Here is a 20,539-nt window from a genome sequence, read left to right as displayed (position 1 = left end):
TTATACCGCATCGTGCTGCAAAAGCCTGCAGCCGATGCGGTCCACGGCACTTAGCAGCTCAAGCTGCCCTTCCCGCTGATAGAGCGAAACCGCGCTGATATCAATTGTTAACGGCCAGCACAGCGTCGCCAAAGCAGCCAGCGACGATCCCTGACGGGTGATCGCCACAATCTTCAGCCCTTTTCGCAGCGCGTTACGCGCCATTTCGATAAGCGATTGGGTCTCGCCTGATTTACTGATCAGCACCAGCGTCCCTTTCGACACGCGCGTGAGCTGGTGCATGTCGTTGAGGATCAGATGCGGCAGGCTCGCCAGCGACAAAAAGCGCGACAGGTAGTTCAGGCTGGTAAGCGAGGCACCCCGTGCGTACAGGTAGATATGGCTGGCGTGCACCAGCAGCCCGGAGACCTCCGTCACAATCCCCTCTTCATTTGCCACCCCGCAGGGGGCGGCGGGTGAGGCCAGCGATTGATCGCCCAGAAAACGATACCGAAGCTCGGTATAGCTCTTATACCCCATCTTTTTACAGACGCGGTTAACCGATGTCGTGGTGGTAAATGTATCCCGGGCAATCTCTTTTGCGGAAATATTAGAAATAGAATGCGCATGGAACTGGATGTATTCAAATATTAAACGTTCACTTCCCTGAAAAGAATTCATATATCACGCCCTGTTAAAACCAGCCGCTATATTAACAGCTCGCGGAAATAGTCTCTGGAAGGCGCTTCACACATTGCATCAAGGCGTATCGTGATACGCAATTAGTATTAGCAAACATTAAGGCTTGTTTTTGTTTCTCTTTATACTGCCGTTATTTTCACAGTCAGGAATTTATTACAATGATGAAACAAAAAATTATCGCTGTAACGGCCTGTCCGACAGGAATAGCGCACACGTTTATGGCCGCCAATAAAATTATGGCCTGGGCGAAACAGCACAACATTGAGGTCAAGGTCGAAACGCAGGGAAGCGACGGCGTCAAAAACAGGCTCACCAAACAGGATATTGCCAGCGCCAGCGCGATTATCCTGGCGACCGACGTGCCCATTCAGGATGTGGAACGTTTTGACGGCGTTCCGCACCTTAAAACGCGCACCCAGGAGCTTATCAAGGACACCGACCGCTACCTGCGCCAGGCTTTAGCGATGGGAAAACGCGCCGAAGCCGGGGAACAAGAGCCGGAGATTACGCGCTCCGCCTATCAGATTTTTATCGGCCACATCATGGCGGCCATCAGCTACATGTTACCCGTGGTTGTAATGGGCGGCCTGATGATGGCGACAGCCAAAATCACCGGGCAATTCATCAACATTGAGCATTCACCGTTTAGCCTGCTGGATAAGCTTGGCTTTATGACCATTAAGTTCATGTATCCGGTGTTCGCCATGTATCTGGCGTTTTCGATTGCCGGCAAGCCCGCCCTGATCCCCGGGCTTATCGGCGGCATTATGTCCGATGAGGTGTATAAGCGCTTTTTCGACATTGAGACCTTTATGCCGTCGGGCTTTTTTGGCGCCATTGGCATCGGCTTTTTCGTGGGTTATCTGGTGCGGTGGCTTAACGATACTATCCACGTCCGCCAGCAGCTCACCACCATCAAAACCATGCTGCTCGTGCCGCTGCTCACCGGCATCACGCTGGTGATGGTGATGGAATATCTGATCAATCCGGTTTTCGGTTCACTCAACCAGCTGATGGTGGTGTTTTTTACCTCGGCAGGCGATACCGGACGCGGCTTCTATTCAGCGATGATCGCCGCAGGCACCGCGTTCGATCTGGGTGGGCCTGTCAATAAAGCGGCGGGTTCGGTGGCGCTCGGCCTGAACGGCGTGAGCGAAACCTTTGATTTAACCGCCCGCGAATTATCCATCGTGATCCCTTCCATCGGCGTCGGCCTTGCGGCGTTCCTGAACGGTCGCTTTGGCCTGCCGGACGTGTTTTCCCGCGAAGAGAAAACCGTTGGCAGTACCTCGCTGCTGCTGGGCCTGATTGGCATTTCAGAGGGCGCAATCCCCTTCATCCTGAAAAACCCGCGCCTGATCCCCGTGTTTATGATCGGCGCCGTCTCTGGCGCGCTGCTGGCGATTGCCCTGGAGGTGAAGCAGACGCTTCCCCTGCCCGCCATCTGGGGATGGCCGCTGGCCACGAACGTGGCAGGCTATCTTGCCAGCGTGTGCGTGGGCGCGCTGATCTGCGCGTTAGGCGTGCTCTACGTCAGCCCTAAAAACGCGGATTAAGGGAAATATCATGAGTCAAATTCACGTTATTGCCCATACGCACTGGGATCAGGAGTGGTATTTCACGCGTCAGGACAGCACGGTGCTGGCATCCTGGAACTTTGCAGACGTTATCGACACGCTGGAGCAGGACCCGGCCTACCGTTGCTACCATCTTGATGGGCAGATGGCGGTGGTGGACGACTTCCTGGCCGTGAATCCGGAATACACGCCGCGCCTGAAGAAGCTGGTCAGCGAGAAACGGCTGTTTGTCGGGCCGTGGTATACCCAAACCGACAGTTGGAACGTTCACGGTGAGTCGATCGTGCGTAACCTGAAATATGGCATCGCCGCCGCGCGGGCGCTCGGGCACGCGATGCAGGTGGGCTATCTGCCGGACACCTTCGGACACAACGCGCAAATACCAACGATCCTGCGCGGCTGCAATATCGATAACATCGTCTTCTGGCGCGGGATCGACCACGATCGCATGGTCAAAAACAGCCAGTTTCTGTGGCGCGCCCCCTCTGGCGAAACGGTTATCGCCTGCGCGATGGCGCTGGGTTACGGCGCGGCCAAAAATATGCACGCCGATCCCCACCATCTTGAAAACAAAATCTTCCCGATTGTCGATCTGCTGCGCGAACGTGCGGGCATCGACAACCTGCTGCTGCCCTGCGGCGGCGATCAGGTTAGCATCGACCCGACGCTGCCGCGCACGCTGCAAACGGCCAGCGAGCGCTCCCCCGCCCGTGACCGCTATTTCCTCAGCTCGCTTGAGGAGTACGTGGAGAGCCTGCGCCCGCAGCGCGAGCGGCTTGAGGTATGGGAAGGCGAGCTGAAATCACCGCGCTACACCCGGATCCACAAAACCATCGGCTCCGTGCGCTACGACATCAAAAAGAAAAACGACGAGATTGAACAGTTCATCCTGCGCCAGCTGGAGCCTGCGATTGCGATTGCGCGCCATCAGGGAATTCCGGTCAATCTGGGGCTGGTCGATACCCTGTGGAAAAAACTGCTGCGCTGCCATGCCCATGACTCCATGGGCGGATGTAACAGCGACGCGACGAACCGGGATATTCTTCATCGCCTGGAGCAGACCTGGCAGCTTTGCCACAGTCTGTGGAATCTGGTCGTTAAGGGGCTGGCAATGGCAAGCTGCGACGACGGCGATCTGCTTATCTTCAACGCCCTGCCAAGCCGCACCAGCCGCGTGGTCAAAACCACCTTGTACAGCCGCGCCGACAATATCGCGCTGACGCATCAGGGGAAGCCGCTCAACTTTGAGGTGCTGTCCAGAGAAACCCTGCCCGGAGGAAGCGTTATCTCTCTCGGTTCGCAGGGGGAATGTGAAACGCCCCTGCCGCCTTATTACCGCTGGCACATTGCGCTGCTGGCGCAGGCGCTGCCTACCGTTGGCTACCGGGCCATTACCGTTCAAGCCAACCCCGCAGCGTTTGTGCCGACGCGCCAGAAAACGGCCAGCGAGATTGAAAATGAAGTCTGTCGGCTGGCAATCGACGCCGGTACGCTTACGCTTCACGATAAGCGCAACGGCAGGTGCATCACCGGGCTGTTTAGCTTCGAAGACTGTGCGGATGCCGGAGACAGTTACGACTTTTCGCCCCTGCCGGAGGATGAACCCACCCGCTGCTGGCACTTCACCCTGATCGACTGCAAAAAGCATACTCTCATTGAGCGGATGGAGCTTGAGGCCCTGTTATACCTGCCGCGAGATCTCTCTTCCCGCACGGATAACAGCTTCATACCGCTCACGATCCACGTCGTGTGCGAGCTGCGTCAGGGCGACCCCAATCTGTATGTTGATATCTCTCTTGAAAACAGCGTCTGCGACCATCGGTTGCGCCTGCTCATTAACAGCGACATTCGTACCCGAACGTCCATTGCGTCGCAGCCGTTCGCCATCGTTCACCGCCCAACGGGGTGTGACGACCTGAACTGGCAGGCGCACTATCGCGAGCGGCCGGTGGATATCGAAACCAGCGAGGGGATCATCGCCATCGCCGAGCCGGGTAAAGCGCTGGTGGTAAACAGCCGCGGCATGAAAGAGTTTCAGGTTGTCGGGACGAAACAGGCTGCTATTGCGCTGACGCTGTTTAAGTCCACTGGCGTACTGGGGCGTAGCAACCTTGAGTGGCGGCCAGGACGCGCCTCGGGCATTAACAATACGGTGGTCGAAACACCGGATGCGCAGCTGCTCAAGCCGCTGCACTTTTCCTTTAGCGTTGCGCTGGCGGACAATGCCGACCATCTCACGCTGCGTCAGCTGGAAAATCAGGCCTGCGGTCAGCCCTTTACCTACCAGCGGCAATCCCTGCATACGCTGGATAATCGCCTCGAGCGCTTTCAGCTGCGCCATCCCGAGCGGCATCTTCCGGCGGAATGTTCATTGCTGTCGTTGCCGGAGCCACTCATTCTCTCTGCGCTGCCCCATGCGCGCACTCTGTCCGGGACCATCGTACGGGTATTTAACGCCGGAACGCAGCCGGTGCCGGTTCCCGCGAACCTGGCCGGGCTTTTACAGATCAACTATCTCGAAGAACCCGTTGCGCCGGTAACCCTGATTGCCCCTTCCTGTACCTGCGACTTTTTGCTTGAGGTTTAATATGAATTTGCGTGCGTTGACGTACCCGGACCTGATTTTTATCAATCCCCCTTTATCTACGCCTGACGCGCTGATCGAGCGGATGTCCGCCTCCCTGGCGGCGCGCAACCTGATCGGCGATAAAGAGGCGTTTATTCGCTGCGTGCTGCAACGCGAGAGTGAAGGCCCCACCGCGCTTGGCGAGGAGCTTGCCGTACCCCACGGTAAGTCGCCCGAGGTCCAGCGGGCGGCGTTTTGCCTGGCGCTGTTTGACAACCCTATTCTCTGGCCCGGTCTGGAGGGCGATGAAGATGTCAGAATGGTTTTCCTGCTGGCTATACCGGAAGCCGAAGCGGGCAGCACGCATATGCAGCTGCTGACCACGCTGACCTCCTCCCTCACGGATGAACGCGTGCGCAACCGCCTGCTGGCAGCGCGTACGTGCGAAGAGGCGTTATCCGCCCTTAATGCCGAAGCGCATACGGCGACTGACGATAAACCTGCCCGCTCCCTTTTACTTCCCACGATCCTTGGGGCGATCGCGGCGGCAGCCTTTCTGCATGCCGGATTACGCTGGCTTCTCGGTCTGGGCTAACGCGCTGGCGCTCAGGGTCACCCACGCTGAGCGCCTGTTTTTGTTGTAAAAATAACCGGATTTTTCCTTTATTTTTTACAAAGGCTGTAGCGCCCGCCGTTTGTACTCTCGTCTTTTTACTTTGTTCTGAATCAAAAAAATCGCAAACATGTTTGATGCAAATCACTATATATAGCCATTAAAATGCAGCCCGACCCAACATCTTGTATTTATCGTCTACTATTCCAACAACAAGACGGCATCGACGCTGGCCGGAATTGTGGATAACAAGTGTCGGGAACGAGGGAAGTGACTGGCCCGGTTGATAATCCATCCGGTGAATACTTCCCCGCCTTTGTGGATAACCTGTTTTTAAAATGGAGTGATCATGACACCGCATGTGATGAAGCGTGATGGCTGTAAAGTGCCGTTTAAATCAGAGCGCATCAAAGAAGCCATTCTTCGTGCAGCTAAAGCAGCGGGAGTCGATGACGCAGATTACTGCGCCACCGTCGCAGAAATCGTTAGCAGCCAGATGAATGAACGCAGCCAGGTGGACATCAACGAGATCCAGACCGCGGTTGAAAACCAGCTGATGTCCGGGCCGTACAAGCAGCTGGCGCGTGCCTACATCGAGTACCGTCACGATCGTGACGTCCAGCGTGAGAAACGCGGTCGCCTGAACCAGGAAATTCGTGGCCTGGTGGAGCAGACCAACTCCTCGCTGCTCAATGAAAATGCCAATAAAGACAGTAAAGTGATCCCCACCCAGCGCGACCTGCTGGCCGGTATTGTCGCCAAACACTACGCCCGCCAGCACCTGCTGCCGCGTGACGTGGTCTCCGCGCACGAGCGCGGCGAGATCCACTACCACGATCTCGACTATTCACCGTTCTTCCCGATGTTCAACTGCATGCTGATCGACCTGAAAGGCATGCTGACCCAGGGCTTTAAGATGGGGAACGCCGAGATTGAGCCGCCAAAATCGATCTCCACCGCGACGGCGGTCACGGCGCAGATCATCGCCCAGGTGGCGAGCCATATTTACGGTGGCACTACCATTAACCGCATCGATGAAGTGCTGGCACCGTTCGTGACCGAGAGCTTCAATAAGCACCGTAAAACGGCGGAAGAGTGGCAGATCCCGGACGCTGACGGCTACGCCCACTCCCGCACCGAGAAAGAGTGCTACGACGCGTTCCAGTCTCTGGAATATGAAGTCAACACGCTGCATACCGCCAACGGCCAGACGCCGTTCGTTACCTTCGGTTTTGGCCTCGGCACCAGCTGGGAGTCGCGTCTGATCCAGCAGTCGATTCTGCGTAACCGCATCTCTGGTCTGGGCAAAAACCGCAAAACCGCGGTGTTCCCGAAGCTGGTGTTCGCCATCCGCGACGGCCTGAACCACAAATTTGGCGATCCAAACTACGATATCAAACAGCTGGCGCTGGAGTGCGCGAGCAAGCGCATGTACCCGGACATCCTCAACTATGACCAGGTGGTTAAGGTTACCGGCTCGTTCAAAACGCCAATGGGCTGCCGCAGCTTCCTCGGCGTGTATGAAGACGAAAACGGCGAGCAGATCCACGACGGGCGCAACAACCTGGGCGTGATCAGCCTTAACTTGCCGCGCATCGCGCTGGAGGCCAAAGGTAACGAAGCGGCGTTCTGGACGCTGCTGGACGAACGTCTGCAGCTGGCCCGCAAGGCGCTGATGACCCGCATCGCGCGTCTTGAAGGGGTGAAAGCCCGCGTGGCGCCCATCCTTTATATGGAAGGGGCCTGCGGCGTGCGTCTGAAGGCGGACGATGACGTATCCGAGATCTTCAAAAACGGTCGCGCATCGATTTCTCTCGGTTATATCGGTATTCACGAAACCATTAACGCGCTGTTTGGTGACAAACACGTTTACGACAGCGAAGCACTGCGTGAGAAAGGCGTTGCGATTGTTCAGCGTCTGCGCGATGCCGTTGACCAGTGGAAAGACGAAACCGGCTACGGCTTTAGCCTGTACAGCACGCCAAGCGAAAACCTGTGCGACCGCTTCTGCCGTCTGGACGCCGCCGAGTTCGGCATCGTGGAAGGTGTAACCGACAAAGGCTACTACACCAACAGCTTCCACCTGGACGTTGAGAAAAAGGTGAACCCGTACGACAAGATCGACTTTGAAGCGGCCTACCCGCCTATCGCCAGCGGCGGCTTCATCTGCTACGGCGAGTACCCGAACATCCAGCACAACCTGAAGGCGCTGGAAGACGTGTGGGATTACAGCTATCAGCACGTTCCGTATTACGGTACTAACACGCCAATCGACGAGTGCTATGAGTGCGGCTTCACCGGTGAGTTTGAGTGCACCAGCAAAGGCTTCACCTGCCCGAAATGCGGTAACCATGATGCGGCCCGCGTCTCCGTTACCCGCCGCGTGTGCGGCTATCTCGGCAGCCCGGACGCGCGTCCGTTCAACGCCGGTAAGCAGGAAGAAGTGAAGCGCCGCGTGAAGCATTTGGGGAATGGGCAGATCGGTTAAGTTCTTCGCCGGGTTCTCCCCCTCACCCTACCCCTCTCCCTCAAGGGAGAGGGAATAGATTGAGCACATTATTATGCCTGCCGCCGGTTTTCTCCCTCTCCCTGTGGGAGAGGGCCGGGGTGAGGGCATCAGGTTAACGCTATGAATTATCATCAGTATTATCCCGTCGATATCGTCAACGGCCCCGGCACACGCTGCACGCTTTTTGTGGCAGGCTGCGTTCACGAATGCCCTGGCTGCTACAACAAAAGCACCTGGCGTCTGAATTCCGGTCTGCCGTTCACCGATGAGATGGCGGATCGGATCATCGCCGATCTGAACGACACGCGCATTCCCCGTCAGGGTATTTCACTCTCTGGTGGCGATCCGCTCCATCCGCAGAACGTGCCGGAGATCCTGAAGCTGGTGAAACGTATTCGCCGCGAGTGCGCCGGAAAAGATATCTGGGTCTGGACCGGCTATAAGCTGGATGAGCTGGATGCTCAACAGAGGGAAGTGGTGGATCTGATCAACGTGCTGGTCGACGGCAAGTTTGTGCAGGACCTGAAAGATCCGGCACTGATCTGGCGCGGCAGCAGCAATCAGGTTGTGCACCATTTGCGCTGAGCGCTAAAGCCGTTTGCTCGCGGCCTGATACGCAGCGGATTTCTCTCGCTTTCCAATGGAAATGACAAAAACAATAACCACGCGTCCCGCACCTGATAAACCAGGCGGTAGCCAGAGGATTTAAGCTTTATCTTGTAGCAGTCAGGCAGGTCATGCAGGCGGGCAGATTCATTCCGGGGATTCACCAGTACGCTGGCTAACTTCTTCTTAAACTGGGCTTTTACGGTATCGCCCAGTTTACGCCACTCCTTTAATGCCCTCGGGTCGAATTCCAGTTCATAAGTCATCCAGACTAACCTTAATTCCCTTTTGTGGATTAGCCAGTCGCTCCCGGACTGTCTGAATAAGCGCCTCTTCACCGTCGCTTATGGTGACGGTTTTCACCGGCATCCGTCCGGTCTCTGCAACGTACTGAAACAGTAGCCGTACCGCTTCAGTGGGGGTGATATTGAGTTTTTCCAGCACGGCATACGCCTCGTTTTTAAGTTTGTCATCCAGACGGACGTTCAGCGTGGCCATTATGCCTCCGGTAATGAGCAATGTGTAATGCAGTTTAGCATTACATTCGCATTACATCGAATTCTGGATAGCGCCTCTCAAAACCGGCTCAAACTCTCCATTGCTACCGCCTTAAACGCGTCAAAACTCCCGCAACTGCAGAGTCGCGTCATGGTGCGCTCGCGCAGGAAGGTGACGAAAATGTCGTAGATCGCCATTGCCTCTTCATACTCGCGCTTGCTGATGGCGAGCAGGAAGATGACGTGCGCGGTTTCATCGCCCCACGGTATGCCCTGCGGGGCCAGCACCGTATAGACCACCGTTTTCTGCGCCAGCAGTCCCAGGGAGTGCGGCAACGCGATACCGTCACCGAGCATGGTGCTGACGATGGCTTCACGCTCAACAACCGAATCCAGAAATTCCGCACCAACGAAGCCTTCGCTTTCAAGCTGGTCACACAGCTCCCGGAACAGCGTTTGCTGGTCAATCGGCGTATCAAGAATGCGAAAATGGGCCGCGTCGAAGTATTTATCCAGCATCCACGGACGGGTGCGGTCCACCAGCACCAGCTTGCCGATTTGCTCCAGTTGGTAGTCCGTCGGGAACGGCGCGATCATCACCACCGGTTTGGACTTTTCACTCACGCGGGCGGTGGAGATCACGAAGTCTTCGCTGATAGCGTCGGTCAGCTCGTATTCGCGCAACGTCAGCGTGCGCGTGACCTCAATCTGCGGGTATTTGCGCTGCAGCACCGCCTCAATCATTCGTACCATCGCGTTACCGGCGTCGCACACCAGCAGCACGCGCGGCTGGCGCTGGTAGCCAATATTGTAGTGACGCTCCAGCCCGACGCCGATATGCAGTACCAGGAAGCCTATTTCGTTTTCGCTGATCACATACGGGGTGTATTTGCCCCAGCTCGACACCGCCGCCAGCGTCATGTCCCAGGCCATCGGGTAATGCTGCTTGATGTTATCCAGCAATGGGTTGGGGATCATTATCTGATAGCGCACGCGGGTGATCATGGTTTTGATGTGCGTGAGCAGGTCTGCATGCAGCTGCTCGTCGCTCAGCAGATTGTAGTTATAGTGGGTGTTGATATAGCGCAGGATATAGTTGACCAGGGCTTCGTCATCATCGGCGTTGATCGCGCTCGGCGCGATCTCCTGAATCTGCCGCGCCGCAATGTGGACGCACAGCCAGTTCTCCTCGGAAGGGGAAAGCGGCTTGCCCGCGAGCTGCTGGATGGTCACCGCAATATCTTTTGCCGCCTCGCGCACGTTCTCCTCGACATCCTCCGCGTGGAACTCCGGCAGCGGATAACCTTCGCTGATGCGACGCACCGAGACCGCACAGTACAGGCGCAGGAACAGCTCGCCTTCATCGGTCAGGCGGATATGGTGGCGGGTCAGCGCGTCGTGCAGCACCGTGACCATCTGCTCCGGCACGCCAGCGTTGAGCGCCACGTCGGTGACCAGCGGGTTCAGGCTGTCCTGCTGCGCCAGCTCCCACAGCAGGTCGGTCAGGCACGCGCGCGTCGACATCTCGCTGCCAAACAGCTTCATGCCGTGGCGTGGACGGGTCTCCAGCGTCAGGTTATAGCGCTGGAAAAGCTCACGCACCTCCACCATGTCGCTTTGCAGCGTGGCGCGGCTGATAAACCACTCGTCGGCCAAATCTTCCAGCTTGATTGAAAACGCTGACGTCAGAAAACGCACCACCAGATAGTGCACGCGCTCCGGCCCGGTTCGCGGTATGCGCAGCGCGCGCGGATGAGAGGCCTGCAACTGCTGATAACGCGCGGCGTCGTCAATTTTCAGCTGATAGCCATTGCCACGGCTCAGAATAAACTGCGCCCCGTGGCTCGCCAGCAGCGCGTTCAGGGCGGTGATGTCAGCACGGACGGTTCGCGTGGAGACCGACAGCCGCTGCGCCAGCTCGTCCTGCGGCAGCGTCTCGTTTTGCAACAGATCGAAAAGTTGCGCTAAACGTTGGTTCGGAAATCGCACGTCGTTGTCCTCTTACTGCTTAGGGTGAAATGACCATCTGGGATGGGCTGCCGACCGGCGTATAGTCTGGCTCTGCGCTCAGCTTGCCGTCCTGCGCCACGCAAAAGCGGGTAATGTTGTCGCTGCGCTGGTTCATTACGTACAGCCAGCGCCCTTGTTTATCGAGCGTCAGGGTGCGCGGGTAATCGCCCCGCGTCCAGACGTCGTCCCGGTGCGTCAGCGTGCCGTCCGCTGTTACGGTAAAGTGCCCGATGCTGTTATGCAAACGATTAGCCACATACAGCTGCTTGCCGTCCGCGCTCAGCGCCAGCCCGGCGGCAAAGCTGGTGCCTTTATACCCCGCAGGCAGGGCGGAGACCGTTTTGCCCTCTTTCAATCGGCCTGCGTTGTCCAGCGTATAATGGGTCAGCGTCGAGGCTTCTTCGTTAATCAGCCACAGGGCATCGCCCTTCGGCGTGAAGACGAAGTGTCGTGGCCCGGCACCTTTTGAAGAGGCGCTGATGAACGGCGGATCGTTCGGGGTAAGTTTTCCGGATCGTTCGTCAAAGCGATACTGATAGATCCGATCCAGCCCCAGATCGGTAGAAAACACGTACTTCCCGCTCGGATCGGCAGCGATCATGTGCGCATGTGGGCCGTTATGATCGCTCATCGCGAAGCTGCCTTCCGCTGCCGCCTCGGGTTTGGCCGCTCCCGGTTCCCCGCTGTCCTGATGGGTATCCGTGGCCTCACCCAGGCTGCCGTCCGCTTTAACCGGTAAAACAGCGATTGACCCGCTCACGTAATTCGCCACCAGCAGATGCTGACCGTTCGGCGTCAGGGAGAGATAGACCGGCCCCGCGCCGCCGGAGGCCACCTGATTTAACTCGCTCAGCTCGCCGTTGTCACCGATGCGCAGCGCCTGCACTACGCCCTGCTCCACCTCGCTTGCCAGATACAGCGTTTTACCGTCGTGTGAGACGGTCAGCTGCGCGGCGTTCGGCAGCTTGCTCACCAGCGTTTTGTTCGCGAGCGCACCGGTTTCCGGGTCGAGGGTAAAGCGGTACAGCCCTTCACCGTTCGGGTTGTAGGTTCCCACCCAGGCGTACTGCGTCTGGGCGATGGCGGTGGTAGCGAGTAACGAGAGTGAAGCGACGAGCAGGTTGCGGGTGTGCATGGTGGCTCCTTTGGTGTGTGCGGTTTGTGCCCCTCACCCCGGCCCTCTCCCAAAGGGAGAGGGGGTAAAAGTTCCCTCTCCCTTTGGGAGAGGGTTAGGGTGAGGGAGAGAGATTACTTAACCAGCTTCTTCGTCATCTCCAGCAGCGTGCGCACATCTTCCGGGCGCGTATCGCCGCTGGCTTTATCGATAATAGAACTGTAAATATGCGGTATGATCTTGCTCACGCCCGCGTCCAGAGCAATCTGCAGGATCTCTTCAAAGTTTTCCAGATCGATACCACCGGTCGGCTCGAGCCAGAAGTCGTGACGGGCGCAGGCTTGCGCCACCGCGGTGTACTCATCGCGGCACTTCAGACCGCCCATCGGGAAGTATTTGATGGAGCTGCCGCCGAAATCTTTCAGCAGGGCAATGGCGGTTTCGACCGGGACGATCCCATCCGGTGCCGCGCTGCTCAGCGGGCCGGTGGAGATCTTGACCATGCCGACGGTGCCGGTTGGCGAGACCAGGCCGTTCACCACGGACTCGCTCTGCCCCAGCAGCGCACGGCTGGTGGCGACGCCAGTAAAGACCTGATTAACGTGCTGCGGCTGCACCTGACGGGAGATTTCGCTCACCATTGCAGACTGGTTCGGATCGCCCGCCCCCAGCCCCACGGAAAGCGCGTTATCGATAAGCGCGGCGTACTCGCGCATGTCGGCGACCGCGCTGTCTACGTCCGGATAATTTTTGGAGAGCACGCCCACCAGCACGTGGCCTTCCGCCGCCTCGTAGATGGCGCTGGCGTTGGCTTTGGAGCCTGCCAGCACGTTGAGGCACACGCGGTCACGGTAAAAATTGGGGGTCAGTTTCATGCGTTTTTCTCCTGTCCTAATACTTCGCTAATGCGGCGGTACACAATATTCAGCTGGTCAGCATTCACGCTGCGCACGTCCGCCTCGATAATCCCTTCGTTGGCCTTGTAACCACGGAAGTAGATGGCGTATTCACCCTGCTTGAGCTTATTCACCAGGTCACCGGTGCCAACGCCGGTGGTGGCTTCGTCAAATTTAATCTCGGTGCGGGCGATATCGCGACCGGCGCTGTCCCAGACCACGCGCGCCGTGACGCCGTTCAGGGTGTTAAGCGCATCGATAAACGGCGTCATCTTCGCCACCATCTCCGCCCCGCTCTCTTTGGTCGCTGTCAGGTAGTGTTCGATGGCGCAGGTCAGGCCGAGGATCCCCTCCTTGCCCACCTTCATGGCGCGGCCAATGCCCGCCGTCTGACGTTTCACCCACTCGACGTACTGGGTTTTGCCGATCACCAGGCCGCTGGTCGGGCCTTCAATGGCTTTCGCGCCGCTGTAGATCACCAGGTCCGCGCCGGAGCGGTAGTAAGCGTGCAGATCTTCTTCCGCTGCGGCATCAACGATCAGCGGCAGATCGTGCTTACGGGCGACAACCGCCGCCTGCTCGACGCTGAGCATGCTTTTTTGCACGCAGTGGTGTGATTTGATGTAGAGGATCGCTGCAGTGCGCGGGGTGATCGCCGCCGCCAGCTGATCGGCAGAGCATTCGTTCGCGTAGCCAGCTTCCACCAGCTTGCCGCCGCCCAGCGCCACCATGGTGCCGACCGGCGCGCCAAAGTTGACGTTGTGCCCTTTCGGCAGGACGATTTCGTTGTTCTCAATCGGGGTGACGTGCAGGTTTTCCAGCAGCCAGTCGCTGTCTTTGACCAGGACCGCCGCCACGGATTGCGCAATACCCGCCGAGGCGCAGGAAACCACCGTCGCGCCTTCCACGTCCAGCAGCTTCGCGATGTACTCCCCGGTTTTGTTGACCAGATCTTTCATCTCGAAGTAGTGGTTCATGCCGTCCATTGCCGCCTGCACCACTTCCGGGCGCGGCGTGGAGACACCCAGCGCCGTCATGCGGCCAGAGGTGTTGATAACCTGCTTTAAATTGTACTTCTCATAAATCGAAGGCATGTTCCGTGCTCCCTTGTTCGGTCATGTAGCCCTTGCCCGCGCGGATGGCGGCAAGCGGCACCAGAATGTGTTCAGCCTGCAGGCTGTCGTTTTCAGCATCCACCAGCAGCGTTGGCTGGCGTTTAAGGGTGAAGAGCGTCAGATCGGCGTCGAGACCCGGCTCAATCCGCCCTTTGCGCGTCAGGCGCAGGCCGTCGGCCGCATTGGCGGTCACGCAGGCGATCACCTGCGGCAGCGACATGCCGATGGCGAGGAATTTCGACATCACGCTCGCCAGTGAGCCTACCGGGCCGTTGATGCGGTTGCGGCAGTAGATATCCGAGCTGATGGTGTGCGGCAGAATGCCCATCGCGATGGCGCGTTTCGCCACTTCAAAGCTAAAGCTCGCCGTGCCGTGGCCGACGTCGAGTCGCACGCCGCGCTTCAGGGCGGCGGTGATAGACGCGCGCAGCTCGCCGGAGGGCGTCAGAATGCGGTTCGGCTTGCCGTTATAGCAGTGAGTAATGATATCGCCGCTGCTCAGCAGCTCGGCAATTTCATCGAGGTTCGGCGGGTTGTTGCCGATGTGCACCATCAGCGGCAGATCGCCGTTCTCTTTCTGAATGGCTTTCGCGCGCACCAGTGGCGTAATGCCGTTTTCACCCACCACGCTGCTGCTCATGCGCGCTTTCAGACCAACGATAAAATCAGGGTAGCGCGCTACCGCCTGCTTCACCGCCCCGGCGTCGATATTCGCCATATTGGCGAGTTCATTTTGGGCGATCAGCCCAACGCGGGAGATGTTCAGCAGGGCAAAGACCTCGGTTGAGGCCTTGCGGGTAATCTCGTAGAAATCGTCAACGTCGTCGGCCCCGGTACTGCCCGCGTCTACTACGGAGGTGACGCCGGTGGCAATGCCGACGCTGTCCGGCTCGTCGTGATAAATCGGGGAGTTCGGGTAGCAGTGAACGTGAGAATCGATCCAGCCGGCGCTGACAAACACATCGCCGTTCAGCTCGACCGTTTTACGTGCGGGAGCGTCAATTTCGCCCAGCGCCGCGATTTTCCCGTCCTGAATGGCGATATCGGTCAGGGTATCGTCGGTAAGGCGCGCACGGCGCAGGAGTAAATCAAACATGGGGATCTCCTGATAAGGCGGGCGCATCAGCGCCCGCAGGTATTAAAGGGCGACCGGGAACAGCCAGCCCAACAGCATCGCACCGAGGATGGCGCCGCCGGTAATCGGCTTCTGCCAGATGTAAAACAGCAGTGCGCCCAGCAGTGAACCCACGCCAATCGGAATGGAGGCGGTCATGGCGCTGAGGATGATCAAGGGTCCGAGGAAGCGGCCAGAGGCGTTACCCGCACCCATCATCACGTCTGCGCCGTAGGTGGAGTTGCTCTGGTTGATGGTGAACTTACGCGCCAGAATGATGACGTAGCCAATCGCCAGGCCAATCACCAGACCGGTTATCAGCGCGGCAATAAAGTTGGTCACCGGGAACATAATTCCCGCGCCCAGCAGCAGCGCCGGTACACCAAGGCCTACGCCGGTCTGGATCGCCCCGCCGATATCCAGAATACCGACCAGCGACCCTTCAATAATGCGCGCGAACAGGAAGCTGGCGCCAAACGCGGCGACCGCGCCGTACACGCCGGTGTCCATTCCCGCTTTCAGCATCGCCACGAAGGCCACTTCGTTAAACGCGCCGATGCCGTACAGGTAGTACATGTGTGTCCCGGCGAACACGCCGGAGGAGAGCAGGCCAACGAAGATCGGGAACGACCAGTCGGCATACCAAAAACCTTTATTCTGTTCCATATCGAGGCTCCTGTTATTTACCGCTGAGCGAGTTGTGGATCATGTCGAGCCAGTTCGGCACGGTCAGATGGAAGGATTCGATCATCTTCATGTCGAAGCCGCGGAAGAAGCCGCTCAGTACGAACAGCAGAACGATAGCCGCCATCATCACTTTAGTGACGTGGTTCCAGCCGCTCTCCTCAACGCCTTTACCAATCAGGATACCCAGCACCAGACCCGGTACGGCGTTACCCATGATCAGCTGCGCCGCGCCGCCAAACACGGTAGCCCAGAAGCCGGATTTTTTACCCGCATCGATGGCCGCCAGCCAGAAGATCACCGGCATCACGGTATTCACTAGCAGGTTGGCCGCAGGGACCAGCACCTTCACGGCGGTGACCTGAAGCGCGGCGGGAACGGAAGAGGCGGTAAGGTTAAGGAAGGTCACGACGAGCATGCCGATCACGCCGCAGGCAATCGCCATTTTGCGTGGGTCGTGCAACGTTTCGCCGACGTTACGGTTTTTGATCATCAGTGCCGCGGCACCCCAGTTAGGGATGATGCGGTGGTCAACGTCCTGTGTGAAGGCACCTGCTGCCACCGAAGAGGCCCAGGCGTTAAAGAAGAAACCTAATCCAAAGGAGAAGTGAGAAGCCGGATCCCCTTCACAGGAGTTCAGTTCCCCCAACGTACGAAACGCGCCCATACCCTGAGTGGTAGGCGCATGAAACATGCGTGCAGCCCCGGCGCCAACACCGACGCCAACCAGGCCGCCAATGATGAGCGATTTTATTAAAATAATTAAGAACATCAGTCTGCCCTTTTATCAATAATCAGCGTTGCGTGACGAAATCCACCTGGTCAAGATTGATGGCGGTCACGTTGACGGTCACATCCAGCTCCACGCTGTAGGTGCGTCTTTCCCGGCGCAGAAAGAAGAACAGAAAGGCTTCTTTACGCACCGCTTCTTGCGCCTGAACGACCTGCACATCCTGTGGCTCAATACGCAGTAAGATATGCGGTGAGGCTTTCATCACCGCGGCCTGAACCTGGTTGAGCGCATCGGCAAAGGCGCGCGCCTTAGCGTCGCCTTTGCCCTTCACTCTCACCGTTGTCGTGAACTGTTCTTTCATGCTTATGCGCCGTGCTTCTTCTGCCACGCCTGGACCAGACGCTCGCCCAGCTCTTCTTTATCCATAAAGCCAAAGCCCAGCACGTTGCAGCCTTCGTTGATGGCGGTCACGCCCTCGTCTACGGAACGCATGCCGTATTTCGCTTTGTAGCCATATTTGGTTTGTGCGGTGATAGCCCCCGCGCCGCCGCTGCCGCAGAAGGAGATGCCGAAGGTCGCGTTTTCCGCCTTCATCACGTCACCCAGCTTCATGTCCGCTGCCATGCCCGGCACGACAACCGCGCGGCCACCCGCTTTTTCCACACCCGCAGCCACTTTCTGTCCTTTGCCCAGGCGGTCGCCAATCACAACGGTAATTTGTTCCATGGTATTTCTCCTTAAAGGTTGTCTTTCGCGACTTCAAAGTGAACGGAGAGCAGCCAGGCTTCTTCATCAGGAAGATTGCCAAACTGCGCTACCACTTCACGGGCAAGCCGCATTGAATCGGGTGAAATTTCGTCGAACAGCTCCGCTTCAACCTCCGGCAGCGGCTCGCCGGTCACGGACCGGTGCGCCATCGCGCGGACGTGGGAGGTCAGCATCTGCTCCTGTACTGCATTCGGGATGATGTCGTGCCGGGCCAGCAGGGCGTAGACCTGCTGCAGCATGGTGTTGGCGAGCTGCTCTGTTTGCACCGCCTGTTCCCCAACGTCGTTCATTACCGCTCCGTTAATCACTGGTCTTACCCCGTTAATGGCTCTGGAACCAAACTAACGCCGGGGAGGAATTGTTTGTAGCGAGTTGTTTTCCACTTCGAAGTGGAAAGGCGAGCAGCGGCAGTGATCTGTGCCACATAAATGCGGTGAATCTGAATAAACCGCTGTATTTACGTGATGAATGTCACGTATTCAGGCGGTCAAATGCGGGCAGAGGAAACGAAAACGTTCAGGGGCGGTGAGGCAAAAATGTGATGGTGATAGGGTTTACTTATCACCGCGCATAAAAAACGGGGGCCATTGGCCCCCGCTGCTTGTCTGTCGGATGCGCGATCGGTTAACGGTATTTCTTGTGGTACGTGTTGCGTGTCGCCACAAACCCATCGGCTGCCGCTTTGGCTTCCTTCACTTTGCCTTCGTTCGCCAGCTTCAGCGCGCCGTCAATCTGGCCCACCAGCACGTCAAACCCGTGGCGGAAGTCCTTCATTTCGGGGCTATCAGGGGCTTTATTTTCCAGCTTCGGCGGTGTGGCTTTTTGGGCATCCAGCGCCGCTTCACGCATGTTGGTCAGTGCGTCTTTCATCTCAGACGCATTGTCCGTTTTCTGCACAACCTTCAGGTTTTGGCTGAGGATGTCCATGTTGTCTTCAAGATCGGCGGCAAACGCAGAAGAACCAAGAACCAGCGTTGACGCGGCGACGATTGCTAACAGGTGTTTACGCATTGCTCACTTCCTTTTTTATTATTTACTCAGGCGACATCTATTGGCCCGCAATTTTCATCTCGGGCAGAAGCACTGAACCACACTGAATATTGCTACGTGTTTCAATATCGTTACCGACCGTAACGATGTTGCGCCACATCTCCTTCAGGTTGCCAGCGATGGTAATTTCGCTCACCGGATACTGAATTTCGCCGTTTTCGACCCAGAAGCCCGCCGCACCGCGCGAATAGTCGCCGGTAATGCCGCTGACGCCCTGGCCCATCAGCTCGGTGACCACCAGACCGGTGCCCATCTCTTTCAGCATCTGCTCAAAGTTCAGGCCCTGTCCGGCGATGCGCCAGTTATGGATGCCGCCCGCGTGCCCGGTGCTTTTCAGCCCCAGCTTGCGCGCGGAGTAGTTGGTGAGCAACCACTGGGTCAGAACACCGTCTTTAATAATGTCGCGACGCTCGGTGCGCACGCCTTCGCTGTCGAACGGCGTAGAGGCCAGCCCTTTCAGCAGGTGCGGATGCTCTTCAATGGTCAGCCACTCCGGCAGGATCTGCTTGCCAAGCGAGTCGAGCAGGAAAGTGGATTTACGGTAAACCGAGCCGCCGGCAATTGCGCCCACCAGATGACCAAACAGGCCGGTCGCCACTTCATTGGCAAAAATGACCGGGGCTTTCATGGTGGAGAGCTTACGAGGAGACAGGCGCGACAGCGTGCGCTGGGCGCACTCGGCCCCTACCCACTCAGGCGACTGCAAATCGCCCAGTGCGCGGCCAATGGTGTAGGCGTAATCCCGCTCCATATCGCCGTTTTCTTCGGCTATCACGCAGCTGGAGAGCGAGTGACGGGTCGAGCAGTAGCCCTGCAGCATGCCGTGGCTGTTGCCAAAAACTTTAATACCGTAGTGGCTGTTAAAGCTGCCGCCTTCGGTATTGGTAATGCGCTTATCGGCCTGCAGAGAGGCCTGCTCGGCGCGCGCGGCCATCTCGATCGCCTCATCAGGGGTAACGTCGGCCGGGTGGAAAAGATCGAGGTCCGGGGCGTCGAACGCCAGCAGCTCTTTATCTGCCACGCCCGCGTAAGGATCCGGCGAGGTGTAGCGCGCGATATCCAGCGCCGCCTGCACCGTACGGGCGATGGCATCCGGGCTGAGATCGGTGGATGACGCGCTGCCTTTGCGATTCTGGTGATAGACCGTGATCCCCAGTGCGCCGTCGCTGTTGAATTCTACATTCTCCACTTCGCCATAGCGGGTGCTCACGCTGATGCCGGTGGTTTTGCTGACCGCCACTTCGGCGCCATCTGATTTACCTGAAGCGAGCGTCAACGCGGTGGAGACGGCTTCTTCCAGAATCTTACGCTGCGCTTCAACTTGTGAGGTTACTTTCATCGCAAATGCCATACTGTAAGAGAGAGTTAACTGAAGTCTAACAGAGAACCGTTTTTCAGTGCGCGTCTTAACTGGTAACATTAGCCTCTTTTTTTAAGGAGCCTGACATGACTAAGCAGCCCGAAGACTGGCTCGACGACGTTCCCGGTGATGACATCGAAGACGAAGATGATGAGATCATCTGGGTCAGTAAAAGTGAAATTAAACGTGACGCCGAAGAGTTAAAACAGCTTGGCGCGGAACTGGTAGAACTGGGTAAAAACGCGCTGGATAAGATCCCGCTCGATCAGGATCTGCGTGACGCCATTGAACTGGCACAGAAAATCAAAAAAGAGGGCCGTCGCCGCCAGCTTCAGCTGATTGGTAAAATGCTGCGTCAGCGCGATGTCGATCCTATTCGTCAGGCGCTGGATAAGCTCAAGAACCGTCATAACCAGCAGGTTGCGTTGTTCCATAAGCTGGAGCAAATCCGCGACCGTCTGATTGAACAGGGCGATGACGCAGTAGCCGAAGTGCTGAACCTGTGGCCGGATGCCGACCGCCAGCAGCTGCGTTCGTTGATCCGCAACGCGAAGAAAGAGAAAGAAGGGAATAAGCCGCCGAAGTCCGCGCGCCTGATTTTCCAGTATCTGCGCGAGCTGGCTGAGAACGAAGAGTAATCTGTTCC

Annotated in this window: 20 protein-coding genes and 1 pseudogene; 6 read left to right on the top strand and 15 right to left on the bottom strand. The window is 57.6% G+C overall.

The features are described 5' to 3' along the window. A complete protein-coding gene (locus ACWKX3_RS18555) occupies nucleotides 1-660 on the bottom strand; it encodes a MurR/RpiR family transcriptional regulator (RefSeq protein ID WP_006179078.1) in 660 nt (219 codons plus the stop codon). 179 nt (nucleotides 661-839) lie between these two features. On the opposite strand from ACWKX3_RS18555, the gene ACWKX3_RS18550 reads away from it, so the two are divergent. From ACWKX3_RS18550 to nrdG, 5 genes are all read left to right on the top strand, one after another. Further along, nucleotides 840-2,237, top strand: coding sequence for a PTS fructose transporter subunit IIC (locus tag ACWKX3_RS18550; protein WP_454542186.1), 1,398 nt, complete (start codon nucleotides 840-842; stop codon nucleotides 2,235-2,237). Nucleotides 2,238-2,247: 10 nt separating this feature from the next. Beyond that, nucleotides 2,248-4,845 carry a glycoside hydrolase family 38 N-terminal domain-containing protein gene (locus tag ACWKX3_RS18545; protein WP_454542185.1) on the top strand — a complete coding sequence of 866 codons (2,598 nt, stop codon included), beginning with the start codon at nucleotides 2,248-2,250 and terminating at the stop codon, nucleotides 4,843-4,845. 1 nt (nucleotide 4,846) lies between these two features. Continuing rightward, nucleotides 4,847-5,419 (top strand): PTS sugar transporter subunit IIA, encoded by a 573-nt coding sequence (locus tag ACWKX3_RS18540; RefSeq protein WP_454542184.1) that lies wholly within the window; start codon nucleotides 4,847-4,849, stop codon nucleotides 5,417-5,419. A gap of 367 nt (nucleotides 5,420-5,786) precedes the next feature. Further along, nucleotides 5,787-7,925: an anaerobic ribonucleoside-triphosphate reductase gene (gene nrdD, locus ACWKX3_RS18535; protein WP_088208738.1), complete on the top strand. Its 2,139-nt coding sequence runs from the start codon at nucleotides 5,787-5,789 to the stop codon at nucleotides 7,923-7,925. A 141-nt stretch (nucleotides 7,926-8,066) separates the two neighbouring features. Next, nucleotides 8,067-8,531, top strand: a complete 465-nt coding sequence (nrdG, locus tag ACWKX3_RS18530) for an anaerobic ribonucleoside-triphosphate reductase-activating protein (RefSeq protein WP_101738341.1) — start codon at nucleotides 8,067-8,069, stop codon at nucleotides 8,529-8,531. A gap of 3 nt (nucleotides 8,532-8,534) precedes the next feature. Here the strand turns inward: nrdG and ACWKX3_RS18525 are convergent. From ACWKX3_RS18525 to pmbA, 14 genes and pseudogenes are all read right to left on the bottom strand, one after another. Beyond that, nucleotides 8,535-8,818, bottom strand: a pseudogene (locus tag ACWKX3_RS18525) (type II toxin-antitoxin system RelE family toxin). After that, the gene (locus ACWKX3_RS18520) at nucleotides 8,808-9,050 is read right to left on the bottom strand and encodes a type II toxin-antitoxin system RelB/DinJ family antitoxin (protein ID WP_006179065.1); all 243 of its coding nucleotides are present in this window, start codon (nucleotides 9,048-9,050) and stop codon (nucleotides 8,808-8,810) included. The pseudogene ACWKX3_RS18525 and the gene ACWKX3_RS18520 overlap by 11 nt, the downstream one beginning before the upstream one ends. 77 nt (nucleotides 9,051-9,127) lie before the next feature. Next, nucleotides 9,128-11,038, bottom strand: a complete 1,911-nt coding sequence (locus ACWKX3_RS18515) for a BglG family transcription antiterminator (RefSeq protein WP_454542183.1) — start codon at nucleotides 11,036-11,038, stop codon at nucleotides 9,128-9,130. A gap of 19 nt (nucleotides 11,039-11,057) precedes the next feature. Then, nucleotides 11,058-12,194 carry a lactonase family protein gene (locus tag ACWKX3_RS18510; protein ID WP_454542182.1) on the bottom strand — a complete coding sequence of 379 codons (1,137 nt, stop codon included), beginning with the start codon at nucleotides 12,192-12,194 and terminating at the stop codon, nucleotides 11,058-11,060. A gap of 113 nt (nucleotides 12,195-12,307) precedes the next feature. Further along, nucleotides 12,308-13,048, bottom strand: coding sequence for a 2-dehydro-3-deoxy-phosphogluconate aldolase (gene dagF / locus ACWKX3_RS18505; protein ID WP_006179061.1), 741 nt, complete (start codon nucleotides 13,046-13,048; stop codon nucleotides 12,308-12,310). Further along, nucleotides 13,045-14,163 carry a DgaE family pyridoxal phosphate-dependent ammonia lyase gene (locus ACWKX3_RS18500; RefSeq protein ID WP_006179059.1) on the bottom strand — a complete coding sequence of 373 codons (1,119 nt, stop codon included), beginning with the start codon at nucleotides 14,161-14,163 and terminating at the stop codon, nucleotides 13,045-13,047. Before ACWKX3_RS18500 ends, dagF begins: the two co-directional genes overlap by 4 nt. Continuing rightward, a complete protein-coding gene (locus ACWKX3_RS18495; protein WP_454542181.1) occupies nucleotides 14,147-15,280 on the bottom strand; it encodes an amidohydrolase/deacetylase family metallohydrolase in 1,134 nt (377 codons plus the stop codon). The genes ACWKX3_RS18500 and ACWKX3_RS18495 overlap by 17 nt, the downstream gene beginning before the upstream one ends. A gap of 42 nt (nucleotides 15,281-15,322) precedes the next feature. Then, a complete protein-coding gene (locus ACWKX3_RS18490) occupies nucleotides 15,323-15,964 on the bottom strand; it encodes a DUF4310 family protein (RefSeq protein ID WP_006179056.1) in 642 nt (213 codons plus the stop codon). Nucleotides 15,965-15,977: 13 nt separating this feature from the next. Then, complete coding sequence (locus ACWKX3_RS18485; protein WP_006179055.1) at nucleotides 15,978-16,754, bottom strand: DUF4311 domain-containing protein; 777 nt, start codon at nucleotides 16,752-16,754, stop codon at nucleotides 15,978-15,980. Nucleotides 16,755-16,776: 22 nt separating this feature from the next. Further along, nucleotides 16,777-17,076 carry a DUF4312 family protein gene (locus ACWKX3_RS18480; protein WP_006179054.1) on the bottom strand — a complete coding sequence of 100 codons (300 nt, stop codon included), beginning with the start codon at nucleotides 17,074-17,076 and terminating at the stop codon, nucleotides 16,777-16,779. A 2-nt stretch (nucleotides 17,077-17,078) separates the two neighbouring features. Beyond that, nucleotides 17,079-17,441 carry an SFCGS family glycine-rich protein gene (locus tag ACWKX3_RS18475; protein ID WP_006179053.1) on the bottom strand — a complete coding sequence of 121 codons (363 nt, stop codon included), beginning with the start codon at nucleotides 17,439-17,441 and terminating at the stop codon, nucleotides 17,079-17,081. An 11-nt stretch (nucleotides 17,442-17,452) separates the two neighbouring features. Next, on the bottom strand, nucleotides 17,453-17,791 hold the full coding sequence (locus ACWKX3_RS18470) for a glycine dehydrogenase (protein ID WP_088208733.1): 339 nt from the start codon (nucleotides 17,789-17,791) through the stop codon (nucleotides 17,453-17,455). 316 nt (nucleotides 17,792-18,107) lie between these two features. After that, on the bottom strand, nucleotides 18,108-18,494 hold the full coding sequence (gene cybC, locus ACWKX3_RS18465; protein WP_006179050.1) for a cytochrome b562: 387 nt from the start codon (nucleotides 18,492-18,494) through the stop codon (nucleotides 18,108-18,110). Nucleotides 18,495-18,531: 37 nt separating this feature from the next. Further along, entirely contained in the window at nucleotides 18,532-19,884 is a 1,353-nt protein-coding gene (gene pmbA / locus ACWKX3_RS18460; RefSeq protein WP_006179049.1) for a metalloprotease PmbA, read from the bottom strand. Between the two features lie 95 nt (nucleotides 19,885-19,979). On the opposite strand from pmbA, the gene yjgA reads away from it, so the two are divergent. Further along, nucleotides 19,980-20,531: a ribosome biogenesis factor YjgA gene (gene yjgA, locus ACWKX3_RS18455; RefSeq protein ID WP_006179048.1), complete on the top strand. Its 552-nt coding sequence runs from the start codon at nucleotides 19,980-19,982 to the stop codon at nucleotides 20,529-20,531. Nucleotides 20,532-20,539 lie beyond the last annotated feature (8 nt).

This window comes from Enterobacter sp. UPMP2052, from assembly GCF_053709675.1.
The sequence above is the reverse complement of the archived record's forward strand: the minus strand, read 5'-3'. Positions and strand labels throughout refer to the sequence as shown.